At 56.1% G+C, this 22,204-nt stretch carries 22 protein-coding genes; 6 read left to right on the top strand and 16 right to left on the bottom strand.

Annotated features, from left to right (window positions below; all coding sequences use genetic code 11):
* Both HX884_RS27010 and HX884_RS19355 read left to right on the top strand, forming a co-directional pair.
* The coding region (locus HX884_RS27010; protein ID WP_218620092.1) for a hypothetical protein at positions 1 to 196 on the top strand (196 nt) is incomplete at its 5' end.
* On the top strand, positions 193 to 1,056 hold the full coding sequence (locus tag HX884_RS19355; RefSeq protein ID WP_178328642.1) for a glycerophosphodiester phosphodiesterase family protein: 864 nt from the start codon (positions 193 to 195) through the stop codon (positions 1,054 to 1,056). The genes HX884_RS27010 and HX884_RS19355, both read left to right, overlap by 4 nt.
* A gap of 48 nt (positions 1,057 to 1,104) precedes the next feature.
* On the opposite strand, the gene nqrM is transcribed toward HX884_RS19355, so the two are convergent.
* The 7 genes from nqrM to HX884_RS19320 are packed head-to-tail and all read right to left on the bottom strand — an operon-like array spanning position 1,105 to position 7,147.
* Positions 1,105 to 1,311, bottom strand: a complete 207-nt coding sequence (nqrM, locus tag HX884_RS19350) for a (Na+)-NQR maturation NqrM (protein WP_020686315.1) — start codon at positions 1,309 to 1,311, stop codon at positions 1,105 to 1,107.
* Positions 1,311 to 2,534, bottom strand: a complete 1,224-nt coding sequence (gene nqrF / locus HX884_RS19345; protein ID WP_014830784.1) for an NADH:ubiquinone reductase (Na(+)-transporting) subunit F — start codon at positions 2,532 to 2,534, stop codon at positions 1,311 to 1,313. The genes nqrM and nqrF overlap by 1 nt, the downstream gene beginning before the upstream one ends.
* Positions 2,535 to 2,544: 10 nt before the next feature.
* The gene (nqrE, locus tag HX884_RS19340; protein WP_013095734.1) at positions 2,545 to 3,141 is read right to left on the bottom strand and encodes an NADH:ubiquinone reductase (Na(+)-transporting) subunit E; all 597 of its coding nucleotides are present in this window, start codon (positions 3,139 to 3,141) and stop codon (positions 2,545 to 2,547) included.
* A gap of 6 nt (positions 3,142 to 3,147) precedes the next feature.
* Entirely contained in the window at positions 3,148 to 3,786 is a 639-nt protein-coding gene (locus HX884_RS19335; protein WP_013095733.1) for an NADH:ubiquinone reductase (Na(+)-transporting) subunit D, read from the bottom strand.
* Complete coding sequence (locus HX884_RS19330; protein WP_013095732.1) at positions 3,779 to 4,573, bottom strand: Na(+)-translocating NADH-quinone reductase subunit C; 795 nt, start codon at positions 4,571 to 4,573, stop codon at positions 3,779 to 3,781. The genes HX884_RS19335 and HX884_RS19330 overlap by 8 nt, the downstream gene beginning before the upstream one ends.
* Positions 4,566 to 5,801, bottom strand: coding sequence for an NADH:ubiquinone reductase (Na(+)-transporting) subunit B (locus tag HX884_RS19325; protein WP_178328641.1), 1,236 nt, complete (start codon positions 5,799 to 5,801; stop codon positions 4,566 to 4,568). The genes HX884_RS19330 and HX884_RS19325 overlap by 8 nt, the downstream gene beginning before the upstream one ends.
* Positions 5,802 to 5,803: 2 nt before the next feature.
* Positions 5,804 to 7,147 carry a Na(+)-translocating NADH-quinone reductase subunit A gene (locus HX884_RS19320; protein ID WP_178328640.1) on the bottom strand — a complete coding sequence of 448 codons (1,344 nt, stop codon included), beginning with the start codon at positions 7,145 to 7,147 and terminating at the stop codon, positions 5,804 to 5,806.
* A gap of 298 nt (positions 7,148 to 7,445) precedes the next feature.
* Between HX884_RS19320 and dpaA the strand changes: the two genes are divergently transcribed.
* Positions 7,446 to 8,186 carry a peptidoglycan meso-diaminopimelic acid protein amidase gene (gene dpaA / locus HX884_RS19315; protein WP_178328639.1) on the top strand — a complete coding sequence of 247 codons (741 nt, stop codon included), beginning with the start codon at positions 7,446 to 7,448 and terminating at the stop codon, positions 8,184 to 8,186.
* Here dpaA and HX884_RS19310 read toward each other — a convergent pair.
* Both HX884_RS19310 and lpcA read right to left on the bottom strand, forming a co-directional pair.
* Positions 8,157 to 8,924, bottom strand: a complete 768-nt coding sequence (locus tag HX884_RS19310) for a class II glutamine amidotransferase (RefSeq protein WP_013095728.1) — start codon at positions 8,922 to 8,924, stop codon at positions 8,157 to 8,159. The genes dpaA and HX884_RS19310 overlap by 30 nt on opposite strands.
* A gap of 53 nt (positions 8,925 to 8,977) precedes the next feature.
* Entirely contained in the window at positions 8,978 to 9,556 is a 579-nt protein-coding gene (gene lpcA / locus HX884_RS19305) for a D-sedoheptulose 7-phosphate isomerase (protein ID WP_013095727.1), read from the bottom strand.
* 239 nt (positions 9,557 to 9,795) lie between these two features.
* Here lpcA and fadE point away from each other — a divergent pair, with 239 nt between their 5' ends.
* A complete protein-coding gene (fadE, locus tag HX884_RS19300; RefSeq protein WP_029882430.1) occupies positions 9,796 to 12,240 on the top strand; it encodes an acyl-CoA dehydrogenase FadE in 2,445 nt (814 codons plus the stop codon).
* Between the two features lie 107 nt (positions 12,241 to 12,347).
* Positions 12,348 to 13,118: an amidohydrolase gene (locus HX884_RS19295; protein WP_029882429.1), complete on the top strand. Its 771-nt coding sequence runs from the start codon at positions 12,348 to 12,350 to the stop codon at positions 13,116 to 13,118.
* Positions 13,119 to 13,169: 51 nt separating this feature from the next.
* Here the strand turns inward: HX884_RS19295 and HX884_RS19290 are convergent, their stop codons facing one another.
* Genes HX884_RS19290 through HX884_RS19260 form a run of 7 tightly spaced genes read right to left on the bottom strand, consistent with a single transcriptional unit; the run spans position 13,170 to position 20,944 of the window.
* Complete coding sequence (locus HX884_RS19290) at positions 13,170 to 14,771, bottom strand: gamma-glutamyltransferase family protein (RefSeq protein WP_178328638.1); 1,602 nt, start codon at positions 14,769 to 14,771, stop codon at positions 13,170 to 13,172.
* Between the two features lie 9 nt (positions 14,772 to 14,780).
* Positions 14,781 to 15,656 carry an ABC transporter permease gene (locus HX884_RS19285; protein ID WP_013095723.1) on the bottom strand — a complete coding sequence of 292 codons (876 nt, stop codon included), beginning with the start codon at positions 15,654 to 15,656 and terminating at the stop codon, positions 14,781 to 14,783.
* Positions 15,657 to 15,658: 2 nt separating this feature from the next.
* Complete coding sequence (locus HX884_RS19280) at positions 15,659 to 16,600, bottom strand: ABC transporter permease (protein WP_178328637.1); 942 nt, start codon at positions 16,598 to 16,600, stop codon at positions 15,659 to 15,661.
* Between the two features lie 18 nt (positions 16,601 to 16,618).
* Positions 16,619 to 18,133 carry an ABC transporter substrate-binding protein gene (locus HX884_RS19275; protein WP_178328636.1) on the bottom strand — a complete coding sequence of 505 codons (1,515 nt, stop codon included), beginning with the start codon at positions 18,131 to 18,133 and terminating at the stop codon, positions 16,619 to 16,621.
* Positions 18,134 to 18,135: 2 nt separating this feature from the next.
* Complete coding sequence (locus HX884_RS19270) at positions 18,136 to 19,218, bottom strand: ABC transporter ATP-binding protein (protein ID WP_029882426.1); 1,083 nt, start codon at positions 19,216 to 19,218, stop codon at positions 18,136 to 18,138.
* A complete protein-coding gene (locus tag HX884_RS19265) occupies positions 19,215 to 20,228 on the bottom strand; it encodes an ABC transporter ATP-binding protein (protein ID WP_178328635.1) in 1,014 nt (337 codons plus the stop codon). Before HX884_RS19265 ends, HX884_RS19270 begins: the two co-directional genes overlap by 4 nt.
* Positions 20,225 to 20,944, bottom strand: coding sequence for a FadR/GntR family transcriptional regulator (locus tag HX884_RS19260; protein WP_013095718.1), 720 nt, complete (start codon positions 20,942 to 20,944; stop codon positions 20,225 to 20,227). Before HX884_RS19260 ends, HX884_RS19265 begins: the two co-directional genes overlap by 4 nt.
* An 811-nt stretch (positions 20,945 to 21,755) precedes the next feature.
* Here HX884_RS19260 and HX884_RS19255 point away from each other — a divergent pair.
* Positions 21,756 to 22,181 carry a hypothetical protein gene (locus HX884_RS19255; RefSeq protein ID WP_249166318.1) on the top strand — a complete coding sequence of 142 codons (426 nt, stop codon included), beginning with the start codon at positions 21,756 to 21,758 and terminating at the stop codon, positions 22,179 to 22,181.
* Positions 22,182 to 22,204: the final 23 nt, after the last annotated feature.

Genomic DNA, 22,204 nt, shown 5'->3' with positions numbered 1-22,204 from the left:
GCGATTTAATACGCCATTATCATGCCTTCAGCCACCACAACAAGGGAAGACCCATTTATATACAGTATATCAAAGTATAAAAAATGCGACAGCAGATTTACCTTCTCTTATTTGTCATAAAAATATGATACAAAAAACAACACGTAACTTGTTGTATATATTAATTTTTTATGTGAATAAGGATATAAATTCATGAGAAAAATACTCGCGCTCTCTCTGCTGCTCGTGACGGGAACGAGCTTCGCTGGCCCACAGATCGTTGCCCACCGGGGCGGAACAGCCGACGCACCAGAAAACACAGTACAAGCGATCAAACTGGCCTTAGAGAATCAGGCTCAGGCAGTCTGGATAACCGTGCAGCTCAGTAAAGATGGCGTTCCGGTCCTGTATCGTCCTTCTGATTTAAAAGCGCTGACGAACAAAACAGGCAAAATCTCGGACTACACGCTTGCGGAGCTATCGGCAGTTGACGCTGGCTGGAGCTGGGGCGGTGAAACCCATCCCTGGCGTGGCAAAGGGGTGACGATCCCCACCCTGAAAAGCGTGCTGGAAACCTGGCCACAAACCCGGTTTTATATAGATATCAAATCCCCTGACGCCGATCCGGCCACGATGGGAAAAGCGCTTCTTGCGGTGCTTAATGAGACCCAGAGTCTGGGTCGGGTGTGGGTTTATTCTACTGAGGACCGTTATCTTGCCTCGCTTCCGGCAGCAATCCCACGCTTTGTTACCCGCAGTGAAACGCGCTCCAGGCTGGTAACGGTATCGCTGAGCCACCAGTGCCTGCCACCAGAGCAGACGATGCAGGAGTACTGGTACGCGCTAGAGCTGAACAGAACCGTTGACGTGGTTGAGAAATTTACCCTTGGTGAAGGGGTGTCCCGCTCAACCCTCACCTGGGATAAAGAATCCATGGACTGTTTCCGCTCGCAGGGCAACAGTCACGTTATCTTGCTGGGCGTGAACACCGCCGAAGATTATAAAAAGGCAGAGGCGCTGCAGGCGGATGCGGTGATGGTCGACTCGCCCGCCGCCGCAAAAGCATGGGCTAAATAAGCCAGCAGGCCGCAATAATGCGGCCTGCTGTTATCGTTACGTCGCGATTTACAAAATTCGGCGCTGCTGCTCCCGCGCCATCCTTTTTTTACGGGCATCGCACGGTTCCGGACAGTCGCAGACTTTTTCCATGCCAATGGACGAGATCCCACCGCAGCTGCCCTGAATGCTTTTGCGCTTGATGATCCAACCTAACGACATGCCGAATATGACCAGTACAAAGACCGCGAAGGTTGCCAGAAACGTCAGCATCATCAGCCTCCAAAATCATCCAGCAGGATGTTCTCATCTTCCACGCCCAGATCTTTAAGCATCTTGATCACGGCGGCGTTCATCACTGGCGGACCACACATATAAAACTCGCAGTCTTCCGGCGCAGGATGCTGTTTGAGGTAGTTTTCATACAGCACGTTGTGGATGAAGCCCGTATGGCCGGTCCAGTTATCTTCCGGCTGCGGATCGGAGAGCGCCACATGGAAGGTGAAGTTAGGGTTTTCACGCGCCAACTGTTCGAACTCATCGTCATAGAACATCTCACGCAGCGAACGCGCCCCGTACCAGAAACTGATTTTACGCTGACTGCCAAGCCGCTTGAGTTGGTCGAAAATGTGCGAACGCATCGGCGCCATACCTGCACCACCGCCGATAAATACCATTTCGGCATCGGTCTCTTTCGCAAAGAACTCGCCAAACGGGCCGGAGATGGTCACCTTGTCGCCCGGTTTTAATGACCAGATATACGATGACATGACGCCCGGCGGTGCATGCGGTACCGCTGGCGGCGGCGTGGCGATACGCACGTTAAGCATGATGATACCCTTCTCTTCCGGGTAGTTCGCCATGGAGTAAGCACGAAGCGCGGGCTCTTTAACCTCAGAGACAAAGCGGAAGAGGTTGAATTTATCCCAGTCGGCACGGTATTCATCAGGCACGTCGAAGTCAGCATAGGCTACGGTGTGCTCCGGGCATTCAATCTGGATATAGCCCCCCGCCCGGAACGGAACGCTCTCTCCTTCAGGCACCCGCAGTTTAAGCTCTTTGATAAACGTGGCTTTGTTATCGTTGGAGATAACTTCGCATTCCCATTTTTTGACGCCGAAAATCTCCTCCGGCAGTTCAATTTTCATGTTCTGGCGCACCGCGACCTGACAGGCCAGACGGCAGCCCTCTTTCGCCTCACGCTTGGTGATGTGCGACAGCTCAGTGGGCAGAATATCGCCACCGCCCTCTTTCACCTTTACACGGCACTGCCCACAGGAGCCACCGCCACCGCAGGCCGAAGAGACGAAGATGCCGTTGCCAGCAAGCGTATTCAGCAGTTTATCGCCGGCTGGCGTGCGGATCTGGTTTTGCGGTTCATCGTTGATATCGATAATGACATCGCCGGAATTCACCAGCTTCGCGCGCGCCACCAGAATCAACCCCGACAGCACCAGTACAATCAGCGTGAACATCGCCACGCCAAGCATAATTTCCATCAGTTAGCCCTTATAGCTGCACACCGGAGAAGGACATAAAGCCCAGCGCCATGAGACCGGTGGTGATAAAGGTGATCCCTAAGCCACGCAGGCCTGCAGGCACGTTGGCATATTTCATTTTTTCGCGGATCCCCGCCATGGTGACGATAGCCAGCATCCAGCCGATCCCGGAGCCGAAACCATACACAATTGATTCGCTGAAGTTGTAATCACGCTGAACCATAAACGAGACGCCACCGAAGATGGCGCAGTTCACCGCGATCAACGGCAGGAAGATCCCCAGCGCGTTGTAGAGTGACGGGAAATATTTATCAAGGATCATCTCAAGGATTTGCACCAGCGCCGCAATCACACCGATAAAGGTAATGAAGTTCAGGAAGCTGAGATCCACCCCCTCCACCAGCGCGCTGTCGCGCAGGACAAAGTTGTACACCAGGTTGTTGATCGGCACCGACAGGCCAAGCACCACGGTAACCGCTATGCCCAGGCCAAATGCTGTCGATACCTTTTTGGACACGGCAAGGAACGTACACATGCCGAGGAAGAACGCGAGCGCCATGTTTTCAACAAACACCGCGCGCACAAATAAACTCAGGTAATGAGCCATTGTCGGTTACTCCTTTTCCTGCTGTTCTGGCTTCAGGGTACGAATCAGCCAGATCAGCAAACCGATAATGAAAAATGCGCTTGGAGCCAGCAGGAACAGGCCGTTTGGCAGATACCAGCCGCCGTTCTGTACCGTGTCCAGCACCGTGATGCCAAACAGCTTACCGCTGCCAATCAACTCACGCAGGAACCCTACGGACAGCAGGATCACGCCGTAGCCGAGGCCGTTGCCGATGCCATCCATAAAGCTCGCCAGCGGGGGCATTTTCATGGCATAGCCTTCTGCACGCCCCATCACGATACAGTTGGTGATAATCAGGCCCACAAATACCGAAAGCTGTTTCGATATTTCATAGGCAAAGGCTCGCAGCAGCTGATCGACCACGATCACCAGCGAGGCGATGATCGCCATCTGCACGATGATCCTCACGCTGTTGGGGATATGGTGGCGGATCATCGAGATAAACATGCTGGAAAACGCGGTTACCAGCGTTACTGCCAGCGTCATCACCACCGCCGTTTCCAGCTTGGTGGTCACCGCCAGGGCTGAACACACACCCAGCACCTGCAGCGTTATCGGGTTATTGGCTAAAAGTGGGCCAATCAGCACCTTTTTAACTTCTTTCAGTTCACCCGTATCAGCCATGGTTCAGCGCTCCTTCACGTACATTTTTCAGGAAAGGACCAAAACCGAGTTCGCCCATCCAGAAATCAAAACTGTGCTGCACCCCTTTGGAGGTGAGCGTGGCCCCGGATAGCCCGTCAACGGCATAGACATCGTCAGGACGCGCAGACCCTTTCATCACCTTCAGCGCAGGCGCTCCGCTGTCGTCGAGCACTTTCTTCCCGACAAACTGCGCGCGCCAGTTAGGGTTCTCCACTTCACCACCGAGCCCTGGCGTTTCGCCCTGGTCATAGTAGGTGATGCCTTTCACAGTGCGGCCATCCGTATCAAGCGCCACAAAGGCGTACATCATTGACCACAGGCCGTTGCCGTAGATGGGCAGCACCACTTCCTGCACCTGTTTTTGCTCATCACGTACGAGGTAGATTTCGGCCAGATTGCTGCGACGCTTAATGCCCGCCGGATCCTGAGATGCGTCCAGCGTCATGCTCATCTGCGGGTCTTTTAATGCCAGCGCCTGGTTATATTTCGCCGGATCTTTATCCAGCAGTTGACCCGTTTTTAAATCCACCAGACGCGCGGTGATGCGCTCAGCAAAGACGGCCGACACATCGTCTGCACTCATCCCTTCCTGCATCAGCCCGGCGACGGCCAGGATGTTGCGCTGTTTATCCAGCGCGCGCTGCTCCTGCTGTCGCGGCTTTAACCCCACGGCAGAACCAGCCACCACAATGGAACAGACCAGACACAGGACCAGCACCACCAGCAGCGTTTTGCCGATGCTGTCGTTATTTTTGATTTCAGCCACGTGCCTTCCTCCGCTTAATGTTGGCGCGCACGACCAGATAATCGAACAGTGGTGCAAACAGGTTGGCAAACAGAATGGCCAACATCATCCCTTCCGGATAGGCCGGGTTGACCACACGAATCAGGACACACATCATCCCGATGAGCACGCCATAGCTCCATTTCCCTCTGTCAGTAAAGGAAGCAGAGACCGGATCGGTGGCCATGAACATCATGCCGAAGGCGAAACCGCCCAGCACCAGATGCCAGTACCAGGGCATGGAGAACATCGGGTTGGTGGCGGAACCGATAAGGTTGAACAGTGTGGCAGTCAGCACCATGCCGATCATGACACCGGCGACAATCCGCCAGGAGGCCACGCGACCAAACAGGATGATCGCCCCGCCAATCAAAATCATCAGCGTGGAGACCTCCCCAATGGAGCCCGGGATGTTGCCCATAAACGCATCAAACCAGGTCACGGGTTGGCCTGTCGCATTGTTCACCAGCGTTTCACCGCCGTGCGCCGCCCATTGTGAAAGCGGTGTCGCCCCAGAGAAGCCGTCCGCAGCGGTCCAGACCAGATCGCCGGAGATTTGCGCCGGATAGGCAAAGAACAGGAACGCACGCCCTGCCAGCGCAGGGTTGAGGAAGTTACGCCCGGTTCCCCCGAAGATCTCTTTCGCGATGACCACACCAAAGCTGATCCCCAGCGCGGCCTGCCAAAGCGGTAACGTTGGCGGGACAATCAGGGCAAACAGAATGGAAGTAACAAAGAAGCCTTCGTTGATCTCATGTTTACGAATAATGGCAAACAGCACTTCCCAGAACCCACCCACGATAAATACCGTGATGTAGATCGGCAGGAAGAACACCGCCCCCAGCGTCATCATGCTGATCCAGCCCGCGTCTGGGGCAAAACTTACGCCAAGCGACTGTGCCAGACGGTAATGCCAGTCAGACTGGATCACCTGCACCAGTTGCTGAGCATCGTACAGATGATGCAGCGCCGGAATGGTCTGTAGCCCCACGTTGTACATGCCCCAGAACATTGCCGGGAAGACGGCAAACCAGACCAGAATCATCATTCGCTTCAGGTCGATAGCGTCACGAACGTGCGCTGCGCCTTTCGTCACCAGACCTGGCGTGTAGAAAATGGTCGTCGTCGCTTCATACAGCGGGTAGTACTTCTTCAGTTTACCCTCGGTAAAATGCGGCTCTATTTTTTCAAAGAGGTGTTTTAAGCCCATGGTTATCCTTCCTGCTCAATGCGGGTTAACACCTCGCGCAATACCGGTCCATATTCGTATTTTCCCGGACAGACATAGGTACAGAGCGCCAGATCTTCTTCGTCCAGCTCCAGGCAACCCAGCGCCTGGGCGCTGTCGGTGTCCCCGGCAAGCAGATCGCGCAGCAGCACGGTGGGCAGAATATCGAGCGGCATTACACGCTCGTAGTTGCCAATCGGCACCATGGCACGCTCACCGCCGTTTGTGCTGGTGGAGAAGTTGAACAGCTTATGACACAGGAAGTGGCCGAGCGTGGTGCGGGTGACGGAATACTTTTCTGCACCTGGCAGCACCCAGCCGAAGAGCTCTTTCTCACGCCCTTCCAGCACAATGCTCACCTGCAGATGGAAGCGCCCCAGATAGGCCTGCGGCCCAACGGCATGACGGCCGCTGAGTACCGAACCGGAAATCAGACGGTTTTCACCCGCTTTGGTTTCGTCGTCCAGCAGTTCATTGATATCCGCACCCAACAGCGTTGTCACCAGGCGCGGGTTTGCCGCCTGCGGCCCGCCAATCGCGATCACTCGCTCTGTGCAGAGCTTACCGGTGGTAAAGAGTTTGCCGATGGCAATCACGTCCTGATAGTTAAGGTGCCAGACCTGTTTTGTCAGGCTGACCGGCTCAAGGAAGTGAATATGCGTTCCCGCCAACCCCGCCGGATGCGGGCCTGCAAATTCATTAAACGTCACCTGTCCCTGCGGATGGCCGCCAAGTTTACCGGCACTGGCCTGGCACACGTGGACTTTCCCGGGCGTCAGCCGCGTGAGAACGGTCAGCCCGGCATCAAAGGCCTGACGTTGTGCCAGAATAACCGGCTGCGGGTCTGCACTGAGTGGGTTGGTGTCGATTGCCGTAACGAAAATAGCGGCCGGAACCGTGCCAGGCACAGGCGTTTTGCTGAAAGGGCGTGTGCGAAATGCGGTCCACAAACCGGCGTCCAGCAGTTGCGCCTGAACGGTTTCACGGCTCAACGCCGCGAGGTCTGCGGCCTCATAATGGGCAAACTCACGCTGTTCATCCCCTTCAATGCGGATAACCACCGACTGCAACACGCGGCGTTCGCCACGGTTGATCGCCACAACGGTGCCGCAGGCAGGGGCGGTAAACATCACGCCGGGATTTTTTTTATCTTCGAAGAGCGCCTGCCCTTTAATGACGCGATCGTCCTGCTGGACCAGCATTGAGGGGCGCATCCCCACGTAATCGTCGCCCAGAATGGCAACATGGCGAACGCTTGCGCCTGCCGAAACGTGCTGTTCGGGCACGCCTGCGATGGGCAGGTCAAGTCCTTTTCTTATTTTAAACATGTGGTTAGCAAGTTTCCGTGAACAACTATTCTGAGGGCGTGAAGTGTACCATTTCCGGCGTTTTCCGGGCAGATAAAACTCAGCTGCAGGTGTCAAATTGCGAACTGATACGCAAAGTTCCTGGAGCCAGCGCGATTTTGATGGGTTATAAAGTAAAACTAATTTGTAAACTAACAGCTCCGCTCTTGCGAAAATCTATAGCGGTGCTAATGTGAGCGCTCCTAACAGATTAATCTGATTTCGGGTCTCTTTTGCCGTTCTGGCAAGTTGGTCTTAGTTTTATCAAGGAACTTGTAGTATGCGTAAAATCGCATTGTTCATTGCGATGCTCCTGATTCCGTGCGTGTCGTTTGCCGGGCTGCTCAGCAGCAACAGTTCAACCACGCCTGTGAGCAAAGAATATAAACAGCAGCTAATGGGATCCCCCGTTTATATTCAAATCTTCAAGGAAGAACGCACACTCGACCTGTTTGTGAAAATGGGTGAGACATATCAGCTGCTCGACAGCTACAAGATTTGTAACTACTCCGGTGGTCTGGGGCCAAAACAGCGTCAGGGCGATTTCAAAAGCCCGGAAGGGTTTTACAACGTTCAGCGTAACCAGCTAAAACCGGATAGCCGTTTCTATAAAGCGATTAATATCGGCTTCCCGAATGCCTTTGACCGTGCGCACGGTTACGAAGGTAAATATCTGATGATCCACGGTGCCTGTGTGTCCATCGGCTGTTACGCGATGACCGATTCCGGCATTGATGAGATTTTCCAGTTTGTCACGGGCGCACTGGTCTTTGGTCAGTCAAACGTTCAGGTCAGCATCTATCCGTTCCGCATGACCGATGCCAACATGGCGCGTCACAAGTACTCTTACTACGCGGATTTCTGGAAACAGCTAAAACCGGGCTATGACTATTTCGAGCAGACGCACAAGCCGCCTGTCGTCTCGGTTGTGGATGGCCGTTATGTGGTCAGCAAACCGCTGAGCCACGAAGTTGTCCACCCACAGCTGGCATCAAATTACACGGTCCCCGAGACAAAATAACACCCACTCGCCTGGCATAATCTTCTGCCAGGTCTCGTTGCCGGTCAGCGGCTGCGTGGCGATAACAGTGACCACATCATTTGGTGTGGTCTCTTTCTGAAAATCAATTTCCACATCCTGATCGAGCAACTTTGCCACGCCAAACGGTGCACGTCGGGTGATCCAGAACAGGTTCGTCGAGCAGAACGCCATCACATAGCGCCCGTCAGACAACAGCATGTTAAACACGCCCTTCTCGCGCAGTTCAGACGCCAGCGACGCAATATATTTAAATACCGCCGCCATGTTGCCAGGGGTGCGCGGATAACGCTCTGTCAGCTTATGCAGCAGCCAGCAAAAGGCTTTTTCGCTGTCGGTTTCGCCAACCGGGCGAAAATTACCGGTCTCCAGCGACTTATAGCCCGTAAGTTGCCCGTTATGCGCGTAGGTCCAGTTACGGCCCCACAGCTCACGGGTAAACGGATGGGTGTTTTCGAGCGCCACTTCGCCGCGGTTTGCCTGACGAATATGGGCGATTACCGAACAGGATTTAATGGGGTAATCCTGCACCAGTTTGGCAATCGGTGAGTTAAAGCTGGGTTGTGGATCCTTGAACGTGCGACACCCTTTGCCTTCGTAGAAGGTGATACCCCAGCCGTCTTTATGCGGCCCGGTTCCCCCACCGCGCTGTACCAGCCCGGTGAAACTAAAGCAGATATCGGTTGGCACATTGGCGCTCATCCCGAGCAGTTCGCACATAGATTACCTCCACTCCACAACTGCGGGGGGCACCGGAGCCCCCCAGCGAAGCCTTACTTAACCATTTCTTTTTCGATCAGCTGGATCAGGATGTGGATCACTTTGATGTGAATTTCCTGAATGCGGTCAGCATAACCGAAGTGCGGAACACGGATTTCAACGTCCGCGGTACCGTCCATCTTACCGCCATCTTTGCCCGTCAGGGTGATGACTTTCATCCCTTTTTCACGCGCCGCCGCAATCGCTTTGATCACGTTACCAGAGTTGCCCGAAGTGGAGATACCCAGCAGCACGTCACCTTCACGACCAACCGCTTCAACGTAGCGGGAGAAGATGTAGTCGTAACCGAAATCGTTGCCCACGCAGGAGATGTGGCTCACGTCGGAGATCGCAATCGCCGGGTAGCCCGGACGGTTTTCACGATAACGCCCGGTCAGCTCTTCTGCGAAGTGCATAGCGTCGCAGTGGGACCCCCCGTTACCGCAGGAGAGCACTTTGCCACCGGCTTTGAAACTGTCGGCCAGCAGGACCGCCGCGCGCTGAATAGCGTGAATATTGGCATCATCTTTCAGAAAGTTAGCCAGCGTTTCCGCCGCTTCGTTCAGTTCGTTACGAATAAGATCCTGGTACATGAGGATAATCCTTCAGTATTGATGAGATAACACAGTGGAGTGTACCGGATAGCAATAAAAGCGAGAAGCTAAAGGGATGCGAATCGTCTGACGTTTTGTGTTTTCGTGCCGGCAAACAAACGAACAATGTGAACCAGGTTGTAATTATTTTGTAAACACATTGCTAAAGGAAATAACATCAACTACAACCATATCATCACAAGTGGTCAGACCTCCTACAAGCAAGGGAGCTTTTCTTTATGATGATTTTGAGCATTCTCGCAACCGTTGTCCTGCTCGGTGTGCTGTTCTATCACCGTGTAAGTTTATTCCTGAGCAGCCTGATTCTTCTGGCCTGGACGGCTGCGCTTGGCGTCGCAGGTCTCTGGAATATCTGGCTTTTAGTGCCGCTGGCCATCATCCTTCTGCCGTTTAACTTTGCCCCGATGCGTAAGTCGATGATCTCCGCGCCGGTATTCAAAGGTTTCCGCAAAGTGATGCCACCGATGTCGCGCACCGAGAAAGAAGCGATTGACGCCGGTACCACCTGGTGGGAAGGCGATCTGTTCCAGGGCAACCCGGACTGGAAAAAACTGCATAACTACCCGCAGCCGCGTCTGACAGCGGAAGAACAAGCCTTTATTGACGGCCCGGTAGAAGAAGCCTGCCGTATGGCCAATGACTTTGCCATCACCCATGAAATGGCCGACCTGCCGCCGGAGCTGTGGGCATACCTGAAAGAGCATCGCTTCTTCGCGATGATCATCAAAAAAGAGTATGGCGGTCTGGAATTCTCCGCGTACGCTCAGGCTCGCGTGCTGCAAAAACTGGCTGGCGTCTCCGGGATCCTGGCGATCACCGTGGGCGTACCTAACTCCTTAGGCCCGGGCGAACTGCTGCAGCATTACGGTACAAAAGAGCAGAAAGATCACTATCTGCCGCGTCTGGCACGCGGTCAGGAAATTCCATGCTTCGCACTGACCAGCCCGGAAGCGGGTTCCGATGCAGGCGCCATCCCGGATACCGGTGTGGTCTGCATGGGCGAATGGCAGGGCGAACAGGTGCTGGGTATGCGCCTGACCTGGAACAAACGCTACATTACGCTCGCGCCTGTCGCTACCGTGCTGGGCCTGGCGTTTAAACTCTCCGACCCGGAAAAACTGCTGGGTGGTGAAGAAGATCTGGGCATTACCTGTGCGCTGATCCCCACCTCTACCCCGGGCGTTGAAATTGGTCGTCGCCACTTCCCGCTGAACGTGCCGTTCCAGAACGGTCCGACCCGCGGTCAGGATATCTTTGTCCCGATTGATTACATCATCGGTGGGCCGAAAATGGCCGGTCAGGGCTGGCGTATGCTGGTGGAATGTCTGTCCGTTGGTCGCGGCATTACCCTGCCGTCGAACTCAACCGGCGGGCTGAAATCGGTGGCGATGGGGATTGGTGCCTACGCGCACATCCGTCGTCAGTTCAAAATCTCCATCGGCAAGATGGAAGGGATCGAAGAGCCGCTGGCGCGTATCGCAGGCAACGCCTACGTGATGGATGCCGCCGCGTCGTTAATTACCTACGGCATTATGCTGGGTGAAAAACCGGCCGTACTGTCCGCGATTGTGAAGTACCACTGCACCCACCGCGCACAACAGTCGATCATTGATGCAATGGATATCGCAGGTGGTAAAGGCATTATGCTCGGCGAAGGCAACTTCCTGGCGCGTGGCTATCAGGGCGCACCGATCGCCATCACCGTAGAAGGGGCAAACATCCTGACCCGCAGCATGATGATCTTCGGCCAGGGGGCGATTCGCTGTCATCCGTACGTGCTGGAGGAGATGGCCGCCGCGCAGAACAACGACGTGGATGCCTTCGACAAGCTGCTGTTCAAACATATCGGTCATGTAGGCAGCAATAAAGTGCGCAGCTTCTGGCTGGGTCTGACCCGCGGGCTGACCAGCGCCACGCCAACCCATGATGCGACAAAACGTTATTACCAGCATCTGAACCGGCTGAGCGCCAACCTGGCACTGCTGTCCGACGTCTCCATGGCGGTGCTGGGCGGTAGCCTGAAGCGTCGCGAGCGCATCTCTGCCCGTCTGGGTGATGTGCTGAGCCAGCTCTACCTGGCTTCTGCGGTACTGAAACGCTACGACGACGAAGGCCGTCAGGAAGCGGATCTGCCGCTGGTGCACTGGGGGGTGCAGGATGCGCTGTATCAGGCCGAGCAGGCGATTGACGATCTGCTGGTGAACTTCCCTAACCGTCTGGTGGCAGGTGCCCTGCGTGTGGCGATCTTCCCGACCGGTCGTCATCATCTGGCGCCGTCTGACAAGCTGGATCATAAAGTGGCGAAGATCCTGCAGGTACCGAGCGCAACCCGCTCACGTATCGGCCGAGGTCAGTATCTGGCGCCAACGCCACATAACCCGGTGGGTCTGCTGGAAGAGGCGCTGCTGGACGTGATGGCCGCCGACCCGATTCACCAGAAGATCTGTAAACAGCTGGGCAAAAACCTGCCGTTTACCCGCCTGGATGAACTGGCGAAACAGGCGCTGGCGGGTGGCATCATTGACAACAGCGAAGCCGCACTCCTGGTGAAAGCCGAAGAGAGCCGTCTGCGCAGCATTAACGTCGATGATTTCGAACCGGATGAGCTGGCGACACAGCCGGTAAAGCTGCCGGAGAAACACCGCAAACCTGAAGCCGCTTAACGCGTTTCGTCCTGAAAAACCCCGCCACGAGCGGGGTTTTTTATTGCCATCTTTTCTCTTTATGTCGTGCTACAGTGTCAAAAAGGGTCGTTTGAGGAGTCTGAATTGTGCCTGGTCTGAAGATTTCTATTTTGCAGCAACCTTTAGTGTGGATGGATGGTCCTGCCAACCTGCGCCACTTTGATCGTCAACTGGAAGGCATTACCGGGCGCGATGTGATTGTCCTGCCGGAGATGTTCACCACGGGCTTCGCGATGGAAGCCGCACAACAGTCGATGCCGCAGGATGAGGTGGTCGCCTGGATGCACGCCAAAGCGCAGCAGACCAACGCGCTGATCGCCGGTAGCGCCGCCCTGCAAACGGAACGCGGCCCGGTGAACCGCTTCCTGCTGGTTGAGCCGGAGGGGAAGGTCCATTTTTACGATAAGCGCCACCTGTTCCGCATGGCCGATGAGCATCATCATTATCAAGCCGGCAACGAACGCGTGGTGTTTGAATGGCGCGGCTGGCGTATTCTGCCGCTTGTCTGCTACGACCTGCGCTTCCCGGTCTGGTCGCGCAACCGCAACGATTACGACCTGGCGCTGTATGTCGCCAACTGGCCTGCGCCGCGCTCCCTGCACTGGCAGTCGCTGCTGGTGGCACGCGCAATTGAAAACCAGGCGTACGTGGTGGGGTGTAACCGCGTGGGAACAGACGGCAACGGACATCACTACCGGGGCGATAGCCGGGTGGTGAATCCGCAGGGCGAGATCATCGCCACCGCCGAACCGCATCAGGCGACGCGCATTGATGCCGAGCTGTCGTTGACGGCGCTGAAGGAGTATCGCGAGAAGTTCCCCGCATGGCAGGATGCGGATCCGTTTAGTATTGGGTGACATTTTCCCCTCACCCCAACCCTCTCCCAAAGGGAGAGGGAGGATAAAAGATCAACTCACCAGCGCCTGCCCGTCTTTGCGGCTCTCCGTCGCGGCCACGTAGTGCCCTTCCGGCATCCGGTAAATCACCTGCGCACCGCCAAAGTTATACTCCTGGAGCGGATCTTCCACGACGATGTGGTGGCCACGTTCACGCAGTGCAGCAATGGTGTTGCGATCGAACGTCGATTCGACGATCACCTCCCGGCCCTGCACCACGCGCCAGCGCGGGGCGTCGATTGCCGCCTGCGGGTTTTGCCCGTGCAGCATGATCCGCAGCGCCATCTGCATATGCCCTTGCGCCTGCATTGGCCCACCCATCACACCAAAAGACATCAGCGGCTGGCCGTTGCCGTCCATCGCAAAACCCGGAATGATGGTGTGGAACGGACGCTTGCTGCCCGCCAGCGCGTTCGGGTGCTTCGGATCCAGCACAAATCCGCAGCCGCGGTTTTGCAGGCTGATGCCGGTATCCGGTACCACAATCCCTGAACCAAAGCCCATATAGTTGGACTGGATAAACGAAACCATCATCCCGCTGGCATCCGCGGTGCTGATGTAGACCGTACCGCTCTGCGTCGGCGAACCGTACTCAAAATCCGAGGCTTTATCAGGGTCGATAAGCGCCGCGCGCGATTTCAGATAAAGGTCGCTCAGCAGCTCTTTAGCCGCAAACTCCATGTGCGCTTCATCCGCCACGTAGCGGTCGAGATCCGCCAGCGCCAGCTTCATCGCCTCAATGGATAAATGCAGGGATTGCACGGAGTCCGGATGATGGTGCTCAATGCCGCACTGCTCCAGAATGCCGAGCGCAATCAACGTGGCGATCCCCTGCCCGTTCGGCGGTAGCTCCTGCACCGAACCGCCGGCAAAGTCGCGCGACAACAGATCCACCCAGTCCACACGATGGTTCGCCAGATCCTCAGCCGTCAGATGTGCGCCGTGCGCTTTGGCGAAGGCGGCAATTTTCTGCGCCAGCTCGCCCCGGTAAAACGCCTCGCCGTTGGTTTTTGCAATCAGCTCCAGCGAGTTCGCCTGCGCCGGGTTACGGAAGATCTCCCCTACGCGCGGGGCGCGGCCTTCCGGTGCGAAGCAGGCGCTAAAGCCCGGCTGGTCTTTGAGTTTGTTATAACCGCGCTGCCAGAGATGGCCAATCAGCGGCGAGACCGGGAAACCGTTACGCGCATACTCAATGGCAGGCTGCGCCAGCGTGGTCAGCGGCAGCGTGCCAAAACGTTCCGCCAGCGCCACCCAGCCCGATACCGCACCGGGCACGGTTACCGCATCCCAGCCGATTTCCGGCATCGCCGTTTTGCCAGCGAACAGATCCGCATGCCAGCTCGCAGGCGAGCGGCCAGAGGCGTTCAGGCCGTGGAGCTTTTCACCATCCCAGACGATGGCGAAGGCATCGCTGCCAATCCCGTTACCGGTGGGTTCAACCACCGTCAGCGCCATCGCGGTGGCGACAGCCGCATCAACGGCGTTGCCGCCCAGCTGCAGCATCTTCATCCCCGCCTGCGCCGCCAGCGGCTGCGAGGTGGCTACCGCGTTATGGCCCATCATCGGTGGGCGTCGTGAAGCGTAACCGGACGTAAAATCAAGCGCTTTGGTCATCATGACTCCTTAGTCGTGGCGCGGATCGAGCGCATCGCGCAGCCCGTCGCCGAGTAAATTAAAGCCCTGCACGGCAAGGAAAATCGCCACGCCGGGGAAGACGGACATCCAGGGCGCCTGCTCAAGGAAGCCTTTGGCGGTGTTAAGCATTGAGCCCCAGGAGGGGTTTGGCGGCTGCTGCCCCAGACCCAGAAACGAGAGACTGGCTTCGGCGATAATCGCCGAGGCAATGGCCAGCGTGGCCTGCACCAGAATGGGTGACATCACGTTCGGCAGGACATATTTGATGATGATCCAGCGATCCGGCAGGCCTATCGCCCGCGCGCCGTCGATGTACTCTTCGTTGCGAATGGCGATCACCTGGCCGCGCGTGAGACGGGCGAAGATCGGCATCGCGGAAAGGCCAATGGCGATCATGGCGTTGGTCAGGCTTGGGCCTAAAAACGCCCCGAGGGCGATCGCCATGATCAGGAACGGACAGGCCAGCAGCGCTTCGATAACGCGTGAGATCACCCCATCCCACATCTTCTGAAAGTAACCAGCCACCAGCCCCAGCGGCACGCCGATGACCACGGCGATGACTACCGACATACACCCCGCCATCAGCGAGGTTCTGGCTCCCCAGATAATGCGGGATAAAATATCGCGCCCCAGCTCGTCGGTGCCGAACCAGTACATCGCCGAGGGCGCTTTGCGCACCGCGAGGAAATTCGCCTTCACCGGATCGAACGGCGCGATCCACGGTGCAAGCAGCGCCACCAGCACAAAGAAGCCCACAATCACCGCGCCGATCACCGCGCTTTTATTGGCGAGAAATTTCTTCAGCACCCGGTTCTGCGCGCGGGGCAGAACCGGCGCAACGGTTTGAGTTGTCAGTTCCGCCATGGTTAACCTCGCATTTTCGGATTGATGAGAACGTACAGCACATCGGCCAGCAGGTTCAGCAACAGGAAGCCAATCGCCACGATCAGCACCACGCCCTGCACCACCGCGTAGTCGCGGTTAAACACCGAGTCGACGATCATTTTGCCAAATCCCGGAATGGTGAAGACCTGCTCGGTCAGCACCGCGCCGCCCAGCAGCTCGCCGAACAGCAGCGTGGTGAGCGTGATCACCGGCACCAGCGCGTTACGAAACGCATGCTTGATAATGACGGCTTTTGGCAGCAGCCCTTTGGCCCGCGCGGTGCGGATGTAGTCAGCTTTGAGCACGGCGATCATGGAGGCGCGGGTATGGCGCATCAGCGTGGCCGCCAGCCCGGTGCCGAGCACGGCGGCAGGCAGCAGCAACGTCCGCAGGTTCTGTACCGGATCTTCACTAAACGGCACAAACCCGGACGCTGACAGCCACTGCAGATTGACCGAAAAGACCAGTATCAGTAGGATCCCGAGCCAGAAGTGCGGTATCGAGATCCCGGAGATCGCCACAAAGTTCGCCCCGTGATCGACCCAGCTGTTTTTGTTCACCGCCGCGAGGATCCCCATGCTGATGCCGAACACCAGGGCGATGATCATCGCCAGCAGCGACAGCTCCAGCGTGACCGGCAGTTTGCTGGCGATAAGCTCGGTCACCGGTTCGTGCGTGCGTAAGGAGACCCCTAGATCGCCCTGCAGCGCGCGCGTCAGCCTGTGGAAATACTGCACCGGGATGGGCGCATCCAGATTGAGCTCAGCGCGCAGCTGGGCGATCACCGCCGGATCGCGCTCCTCGCCCGCCATGGCGATGAGCGGATCGCCGGGCAGCAGCTTCTGCAGCCCGAACACCATCATACTCACCAGCAATAGCGTCGGAATGGCCAGCAGCAGACGTTTGCAAATCAGTTCCAGCATGGTCTCTCCTCGGGACGGTTATTTCGCCAGCGTCACACCGGCCAGACGCACGATGCCGTCCGGGTATGGCTTAAAGCCCTGCACGCTTTTGTTCAGGACGAAAATACGCGGCTCAAAGTAGAGGTAGGCAACAGGCATGTCGGTTTGCAGCTGCTTCACTACCTTGTCGTACAGCGGCTGGCGAACGGCTTTATCGTTGCTGAGACGCGCCTGGGTCAGCCACTCATCGACCTGCGCATTGCTGTAACGGCCGTCGTTAAGCGTCCCTTTGCTGTGGATAAAACCGTAGATGCTGCCATCCGGGTCCGGGCGTCCTGACCAGCCGGAGAAGCTCAGCTGGTAATCACCGCTCTGCTGGCGCTCGAGCAGCGTGGCGAACTCGGTCATCTGCAGATTCAGGGTAAAGCCCGCTTCAGCCACCATCGCCTGCAATACCTGGCCGACCTGCTGCGAGGTTGGGTTGTTCGGCACCAGCAGATTCACATTCAGCGGCGTCGCGACGCCTGCGGCTTTAAGCAGCGCTTTCGCCTTGTCGACGTCACGCGGGGGCACCGGCAGGTTGACGTGATACGGGCTTGCCGTCGAAAACGGCTGGTTGGCAGGCGTATAGAGTCCTTCAAAGACCACCTGATTGAGCGCATCGCGGTCAATGGCCTGAGAGAACGCTTCACGCACGCGGGCGTCCTTGAACGGATCGTTCGCTGGCACCTTGCCATTATTGATATTGAAGGTGATGCCCTGATACCCGAGGCCGGTCACCTTCGCCAGCGCCAGCTTGCTGTCGGCTTCGACGGTTTTAACGTCGCTGGCAGCAATGCCCTCGGTCAGATCGAGATCGCCCGCGCGCAGGTTCGCCAGACGCACGGAGGCATCCGGGATCGGCAGGTAGATGATCTTGTCGAAGTGGTAAGCGTCTTTATTCCAGTAGTTGTCGAAACGAGTCAGAACAATGCGATCCTGGGAGACGCGGCTGTCGAACTTATAAGGACCGGAGCAGACGGGATGGGCGGCAAAGTCCGGCTTTTTCGCCGCTTCGGGGGCCATCATCGCCCCGGCGCGGTCGGTGAGCTGCATTAACAGGGCAGCATCGGGGGTTTTCAGGTGCAGGGCGATCTGCATCGGGCCGGTGACCTCAACGGACTCCACGGACGATATTTCACTTTTACGCAGAGAGCCTTTTAAGGTCAGCGCCCGGTCGAGGTTGTATTTTGCCGCTGCCGCATCGAATTTTTCGCCGTCATGGAAGGTGACGCCCTCACGCAAATTGAAGGTCAGGGTTTTGCCATCCTCGCTCCAGGTCCACTCTTTCGCCAGACCCGGCACCACTTTCAGGTTTTCGTCCACATCCACCAGCCTGTCGCACAGGGAGGCAAAAACGAAGCGGCCATAATAGGTGCGCGCCAGATGCGGATCGAGCATGTCCGGGTCTGCACCCAGCCCTACTCGCAGCACGCTTTCAGCCTGGGCGGGCAGCGCCGCGCCGAGCAACATAACACTTCCCAGTACGGTCAAAAGAGAATTACGCATTGTCATTATCATGAGTTCCTTGAAGGAAGGGAGGAGTGAGAGGCCGCGTGTTCAAACAGCGCGCGGCGGCGCAGAAAGGCGGCAGACGGCGGTGCTATCTGAATAACACTGCGATCGCGGTTAATCTCCTGCCAGCGGTGGCAGGCAATCTGGCGTCCGCCTTCCAGCACCTGGTTAATGGGCTCGGCAAGGCGACATTCATCCGTGGCATACGGGCAACGGGTATGGAATCGGCATCCGGACGGGGGATCGGCCGGGTTCGGTAAATCCCCTTGCAGCAACGGGGCTGCGCGTCGGGCGCCCGGCTGCATCTGCGGTGCAGAGGCGATGAGCGCCTGGGTGTAAGGATGGAGAGGCGCGTCAAAGATCTCGTCGACGCTGGCAAGCTCAACGATCTGCCCGAGATACATCACTGCCACGCGGTCGCTCATATGGCGGATGACCGCCAGGCCGTGGGCAACAATCACCATCGTTAGCCCCAGTTGATGCTTCAGGCTTTCCAGCAGATTGATCACCTGCGCCTGCACGGAAACATCCAGCGCCGAGACGGGCTCGTCTCCCAGCAGCAGTTTTGGCCCGGAGGCCAGCGCACGCGCAATACCAATGCGCTGGCGTTGCCCACCTGAAAACTCGTGCGGAAAACGCGCCGCCCAGGCGGCAGGCAGACCCACGGTTTTAAGCAGTTCCGCAACGCGATAGTGACGATCGGCTTTTTTCATCTCCTGATGCAGCCACAGCGGCTCACCCACAATCTGCTCAACCGTCATGCGCGGGTTTAGCGACGCAAAAGGATCCTGAAAAATAATCTGTAATTCCCGGCGCAGCTGGTTGAGACGAGCTCCTGAGGCGTGTGTGATCTCTTCCCCCTGATAAAACACGCGTCCTTCGCTGGCGGCCAGCAAACGCAGCAGCAGACGGCCGAGCGTGGATTTGCCGGACCCGGACTCCCCGACAATCGCCAGCGTTTCGCCGGGCATCACGGAGAGGGAGACGCGATCCACCGCCGTCACAAAGCGGGCTGGAGTAAACAGTTTCTTCGGGCCGGGGAAGCGCTTGCTCAGGTCACGGGCTTCAAGAATGGGCGTGGTCATGCGATCTCTCCCAGCGCAATGTGTTGTTCCAGCGGCACGCGGAAGCAGGCGACCAGATGGTCAGCCCCCTGCGCCGCGAGCGACGGTTTTTCGTTATGGCAGCGTGTTTGCGCAAAGGGGCAGCGGGTCGCAAAGCGGCAGCCATTCGGCATGGATTCTGCCAGGGGAACCGCGCCGGGAATGGTGGCGAGCGGCCCTTTACGCGCGCCCGCGGACGGAATAGAGCCCATCAGACCAATGGTGTACGGGTGCTGCGGATCGGCAAAGATGGCCTCGACGCTCCCCTGCTCCACCACCTGCCCGGCATACATCACCGCCACCTGCTGCGCCACTTCCGCCACCACGCCTAAATCATGGGTGATCATCAGCACCGCCGTACCGGTCTCCTCTTTTAAGGTGTTGAGCAGTGCGAGGATTTGCGCCTGAATGGTGACGTCCAGCGCGGTGGTCGGCTCGTCGGCAATCAACAAACGCGGATGGTTAATGAGCGCCATCGCAATCATCACGCGCTGGCGCATGCCGCCGGAAAGCTGGTGCGGATACGCTTTCAGGCGCATCTCTGCCGCCGGGATCTGCACCTTCTCCAGGATTTGCAGCGCGGTATCCATCGCCTGCGCACGCGAAACGTTCTGATGGCGCATAACCGCTTCGCTGAGCTGGTCCCCAAGGGTAAAGGCGGGGTTGAGCGACGTCATCGGCTCCTGGAAAATCATCGCCAGCTCGTTACCGCGGAGATCGGCATATTCCCGCGGGGAGAGCTTTCGCAGATCGTGGCGACGAAACTGCATATCGCCGCTGACAATCTGCGCGCTGGCGGGCAATAGCCCCATCAGCGCTAAGGAGGTGATACTTTTCCCGCAGCCGGACTCCCCCACCAGCGCCAGCGTTTCACCCGCTTTGACCGTCAGCGAGATACCGTCAAGCACGCTCACCGGCGATCCAGCGAACTTAACGTTAAGGCTTTGCAGGCGCAGTACCGGAGTGGCTTCCTTAAACGGAATCGTCGTCATAGCGTGATGTCGTCCTCAAGGTGGATCGCCTGTATCAGGGCGTTTTGCAGGCTAAGCAGATGTTCGCGCATGGCGGCCGCTGCTTCGTTGGGCTGGCGATGGATAATCGCGGACATGATTTTATGATGATGGTCGTTGTAGACATCGACCCGTTCGGGGGTTCGGGCAAGCTCACGCAAATGCTGCCAGCCTGGCTCACGCCTGACGGCATCAATGGCATCAAAAAGACCGAGCATCAGGCGATTGCCTGCGGCCTCCGCAATGGCGCGGTGAAAGGCGCTGTCCCACAGTTCATTCAGATCGCGGTCGTCCGGGCTGACCTTATCAATGCGTTCCAGCATGCGCTGCATGAGCGCGAGGTTTTCCCTGGTGGCACGCAGTGCCGCAAGCCGGGCTAAGCCGGGTTCGAGCTGTAGACGAGCTTCCATCACTTCCAGAAGGTTGGTTTGCTGAACCAATCCCTGAAGGGCCAGCGGTTCCACAGGCGCAGCAGGACCAATAAAGGTGCCTTTGCCCTGCTTACGCCAGATCCGCCCCTCTTCTTCCAGCACATCCAGCGCACGACGTACTTCACGTCGTCCTACGCCGAGAGTTTCCGACAGCTCACGTTCCGTGGGCAGCGGAAGGCCTGGTGTTGACTCGTGCTGGTGAATAAGACCGCGCAATTGTTCAAGCGCGGTGCTGGAATTTGCCAGAAACCGTGACGGTTTTTCCATATTGGTTCGCTCGCTTTCATCATGACTTTATTGTTATTAACGATAAGTTATTGATATGAGGCGCTACTTATCGTGCTAATGATTAAGCAATAAACGAACCAATTTTATATTGGTTCAAAATTTCGCAGTGTAAAGGGTGATAACCTGTTAATTTATAAGCAGAACATCAAAAACGAATTGGCACGTCAAACGTTGCGCCAGCACATTAGCCATCCCGTTCACTGCACAAAAACAGTGCGACAAATGCACCATAAACGATCAAATGTTAAATAAATGCACTGTTTATGTATATTATTTGTTAACTAAAGATTATGTAACCGATAAAAGAGGCAACGATGCCGCCGGTTGGTAACGCCGGGCACTGATATAACGGACGACGAGTCACAAGAAACAGGTAAATAATACGCTTTATAAACAGGACAACTATTTTCTGCGGCTATATTTAAATGCGTATTTTATTGCTCCACACCGCTTACTTTAGTTAATAAAGCCCGTGCTTTTTCGGCTTATTAAACCGTGTCCCTCACCCGGTATTTCAGAAAGTAAACGACTCTGCCAAAAATTAACCAAAAAACAACAATTACAGCATTTTAGATCAAAATAAATGAATCTCACTCTCATTTAAGAACTTATACAACCCCTTGTTTTATATAAAATTAGTTCTTAAATCGCATTCATAATAGTCAGTTCAGACTATTTAATTAAGATTATTGCCTGGTCCAGCATATGATTATTCCTAAAGAACGACGGCGTTTGTCAGACTCCGGCTTAATATCATTAACGTAAGAAAACATCGCGTGTGAGGTATAATATGTACTGTGCAACTAACAATCCTGGCTATTTATCTCATACAGGTGGACAACCTGTTTGTCATACCCCTGACATGCGTTGTTATGGTTGCGAAAAGCAATGCCGCTTTAATACGTCTGAAGATGGCCAAAACCGTGATTGCCACGCGCTTGAATATTATATCTGGCCTGATAATAACACCTTTTTGGTTGAAGGCATTCGTCATCACTTTGGCGAGGTAAATGATAAATATATTTCGCAGCCGGTTGTCATCATCGACTTCAGTCATAAAAACATCAATTATTTTTTATCTGAAAACTGGTTAGATCAGTTCAAAAACATGAGACTGATTCTTGTCACTGATAAAAAGATGACGGCAATTGCGCACTACTGGTTTTACAACGACACGTTAGAAACGGCTTTGTTGAATAAATCAGATTTCGGGTAAGTCTCCCCCGTAGCGGGTTGTGT

It is taken from the genome of Enterobacter sp. SECR19-1250 (assembly GCF_013391025.1).
GTDB lineage: Bacteria > Pseudomonadota > Gammaproteobacteria > Enterobacterales > Enterobacteriaceae > Enterobacter > Enterobacter cloacae.
The sequence above is the reverse complement of the archived record's forward strand: the minus strand, read 5'-3'. Positions and strand labels throughout refer to the sequence as shown.

What these genes read in the sequence shown, in the direction of transcription:
- HX884_RS19255 (WP_249166318.1), top strand. Translation starts at nt 21,756, where the DNA reads ATGTACTGTGCAACTAACAATCCTGGCTATTTATCTCATACAGGTGGA.
- HX884_RS19320 (WP_178328640.1), bottom strand. Translation starts at nt 7,147, where the DNA reads ATGTTTAAAATAAGAAAAGGACTTGACCTGCCCATCGCAGGCGTGCCC.
- HX884_RS19280 (WP_178328637.1), bottom strand. Translation starts at nt 16,600, where the DNA reads ATGCTGGAACTGATTTGCAAACGTCTGCTGCTGGCCATTCCGACGCTA.
- HX884_RS19335 (WP_013095733.1), bottom strand. Translation starts at nt 3,786, where the DNA reads ATGGCTGATACGGGTGAACTGAAAGAAGTTAAAAAGGTGCTGATTGGC.
- HX884_RS19290 (WP_178328638.1), bottom strand. Translation starts at nt 14,771, where the DNA reads ATGACCAAAGCGCTTGATTTTACGTCCGGTTACGCTTCACGACGCCCA.
- HX884_RS19265 (WP_178328635.1), bottom strand. Translation starts at nt 20,228, where the DNA reads ATGACGACGATTCCGTTTAAGGAAGCCACTCCGGTACTGCGCCTGCAA.
- HX884_RS19285 (WP_013095723.1), bottom strand. Translation starts at nt 15,656, where the DNA reads ATGGCGGAACTGACAACTCAAACCGTTGCGCCGGTTCTGCCCCGCGCG.
- nqrM (WP_020686315.1), bottom strand. Translation starts at nt 1,311, where the DNA reads ATGATGCTGACGTTTCTGGCAACCTTCGCGGTCTTTGTACTGGTCATA.
- nqrE (WP_013095734.1), bottom strand. Translation starts at nt 3,141, where the DNA reads ATGGCTCATTACCTGAGTTTATTTGTGCGCGCGGTGTTTGTTGAAAAC.
- HX884_RS19325 (WP_178328641.1), bottom strand. Translation starts at nt 5,801, where the DNA reads ATGGGCTTAAAACACCTCTTTGAAAAAATAGAGCCGCATTTTACCGAG.
- fadE (WP_029882430.1), top strand. Translation starts at nt 9,796, where the DNA reads ATGATGATTTTGAGCATTCTCGCAACCGTTGTCCTGCTCGGTGTGCTG.
- HX884_RS19270 (WP_029882426.1), bottom strand. Translation starts at nt 19,218, where the DNA reads ATGACCACGCCCATTCTTGAAGCCCGTGACCTGAGCAAGCGCTTCCCC.
- lpcA (WP_013095727.1), bottom strand. Translation starts at nt 9,556, where the DNA reads ATGTACCAGGATCTTATTCGTAACGAACTGAACGAAGCGGCGGAAACG.
- HX884_RS19275 (WP_178328636.1), bottom strand. Translation starts at nt 18,133, where the DNA reads ATGACAATGCGTAATTCTCTTTTGACCGTACTGGGAAGTGTTATGTTG.
- nqrF (WP_014830784.1), bottom strand. Translation starts at nt 2,534, where the DNA reads ATGGAAATTATGCTTGGCGTGGCGATGTTCACGCTGATTGTACTGGTG.
- HX884_RS19260 (WP_013095718.1), bottom strand. Translation starts at nt 20,944, where the DNA reads ATGGAAAAACCGTCACGGTTTCTGGCAAATTCCAGCACCGCGCTTGAA.
- HX884_RS19355 (WP_178328642.1), top strand. Translation starts at nt 193, where the DNA reads ATGAGAAAAATACTCGCGCTCTCTCTGCTGCTCGTGACGGGAACGAGC.
- HX884_RS19310 (WP_013095728.1), bottom strand. Translation starts at nt 8,924, where the DNA reads ATGTGCGAACTGCTCGGGATGAGCGCCAATGTGCCAACCGATATCTGC.
- dpaA (WP_178328639.1), top strand. Translation starts at nt 7,446, where the DNA reads ATGCGTAAAATCGCATTGTTCATTGCGATGCTCCTGATTCCGTGCGTG.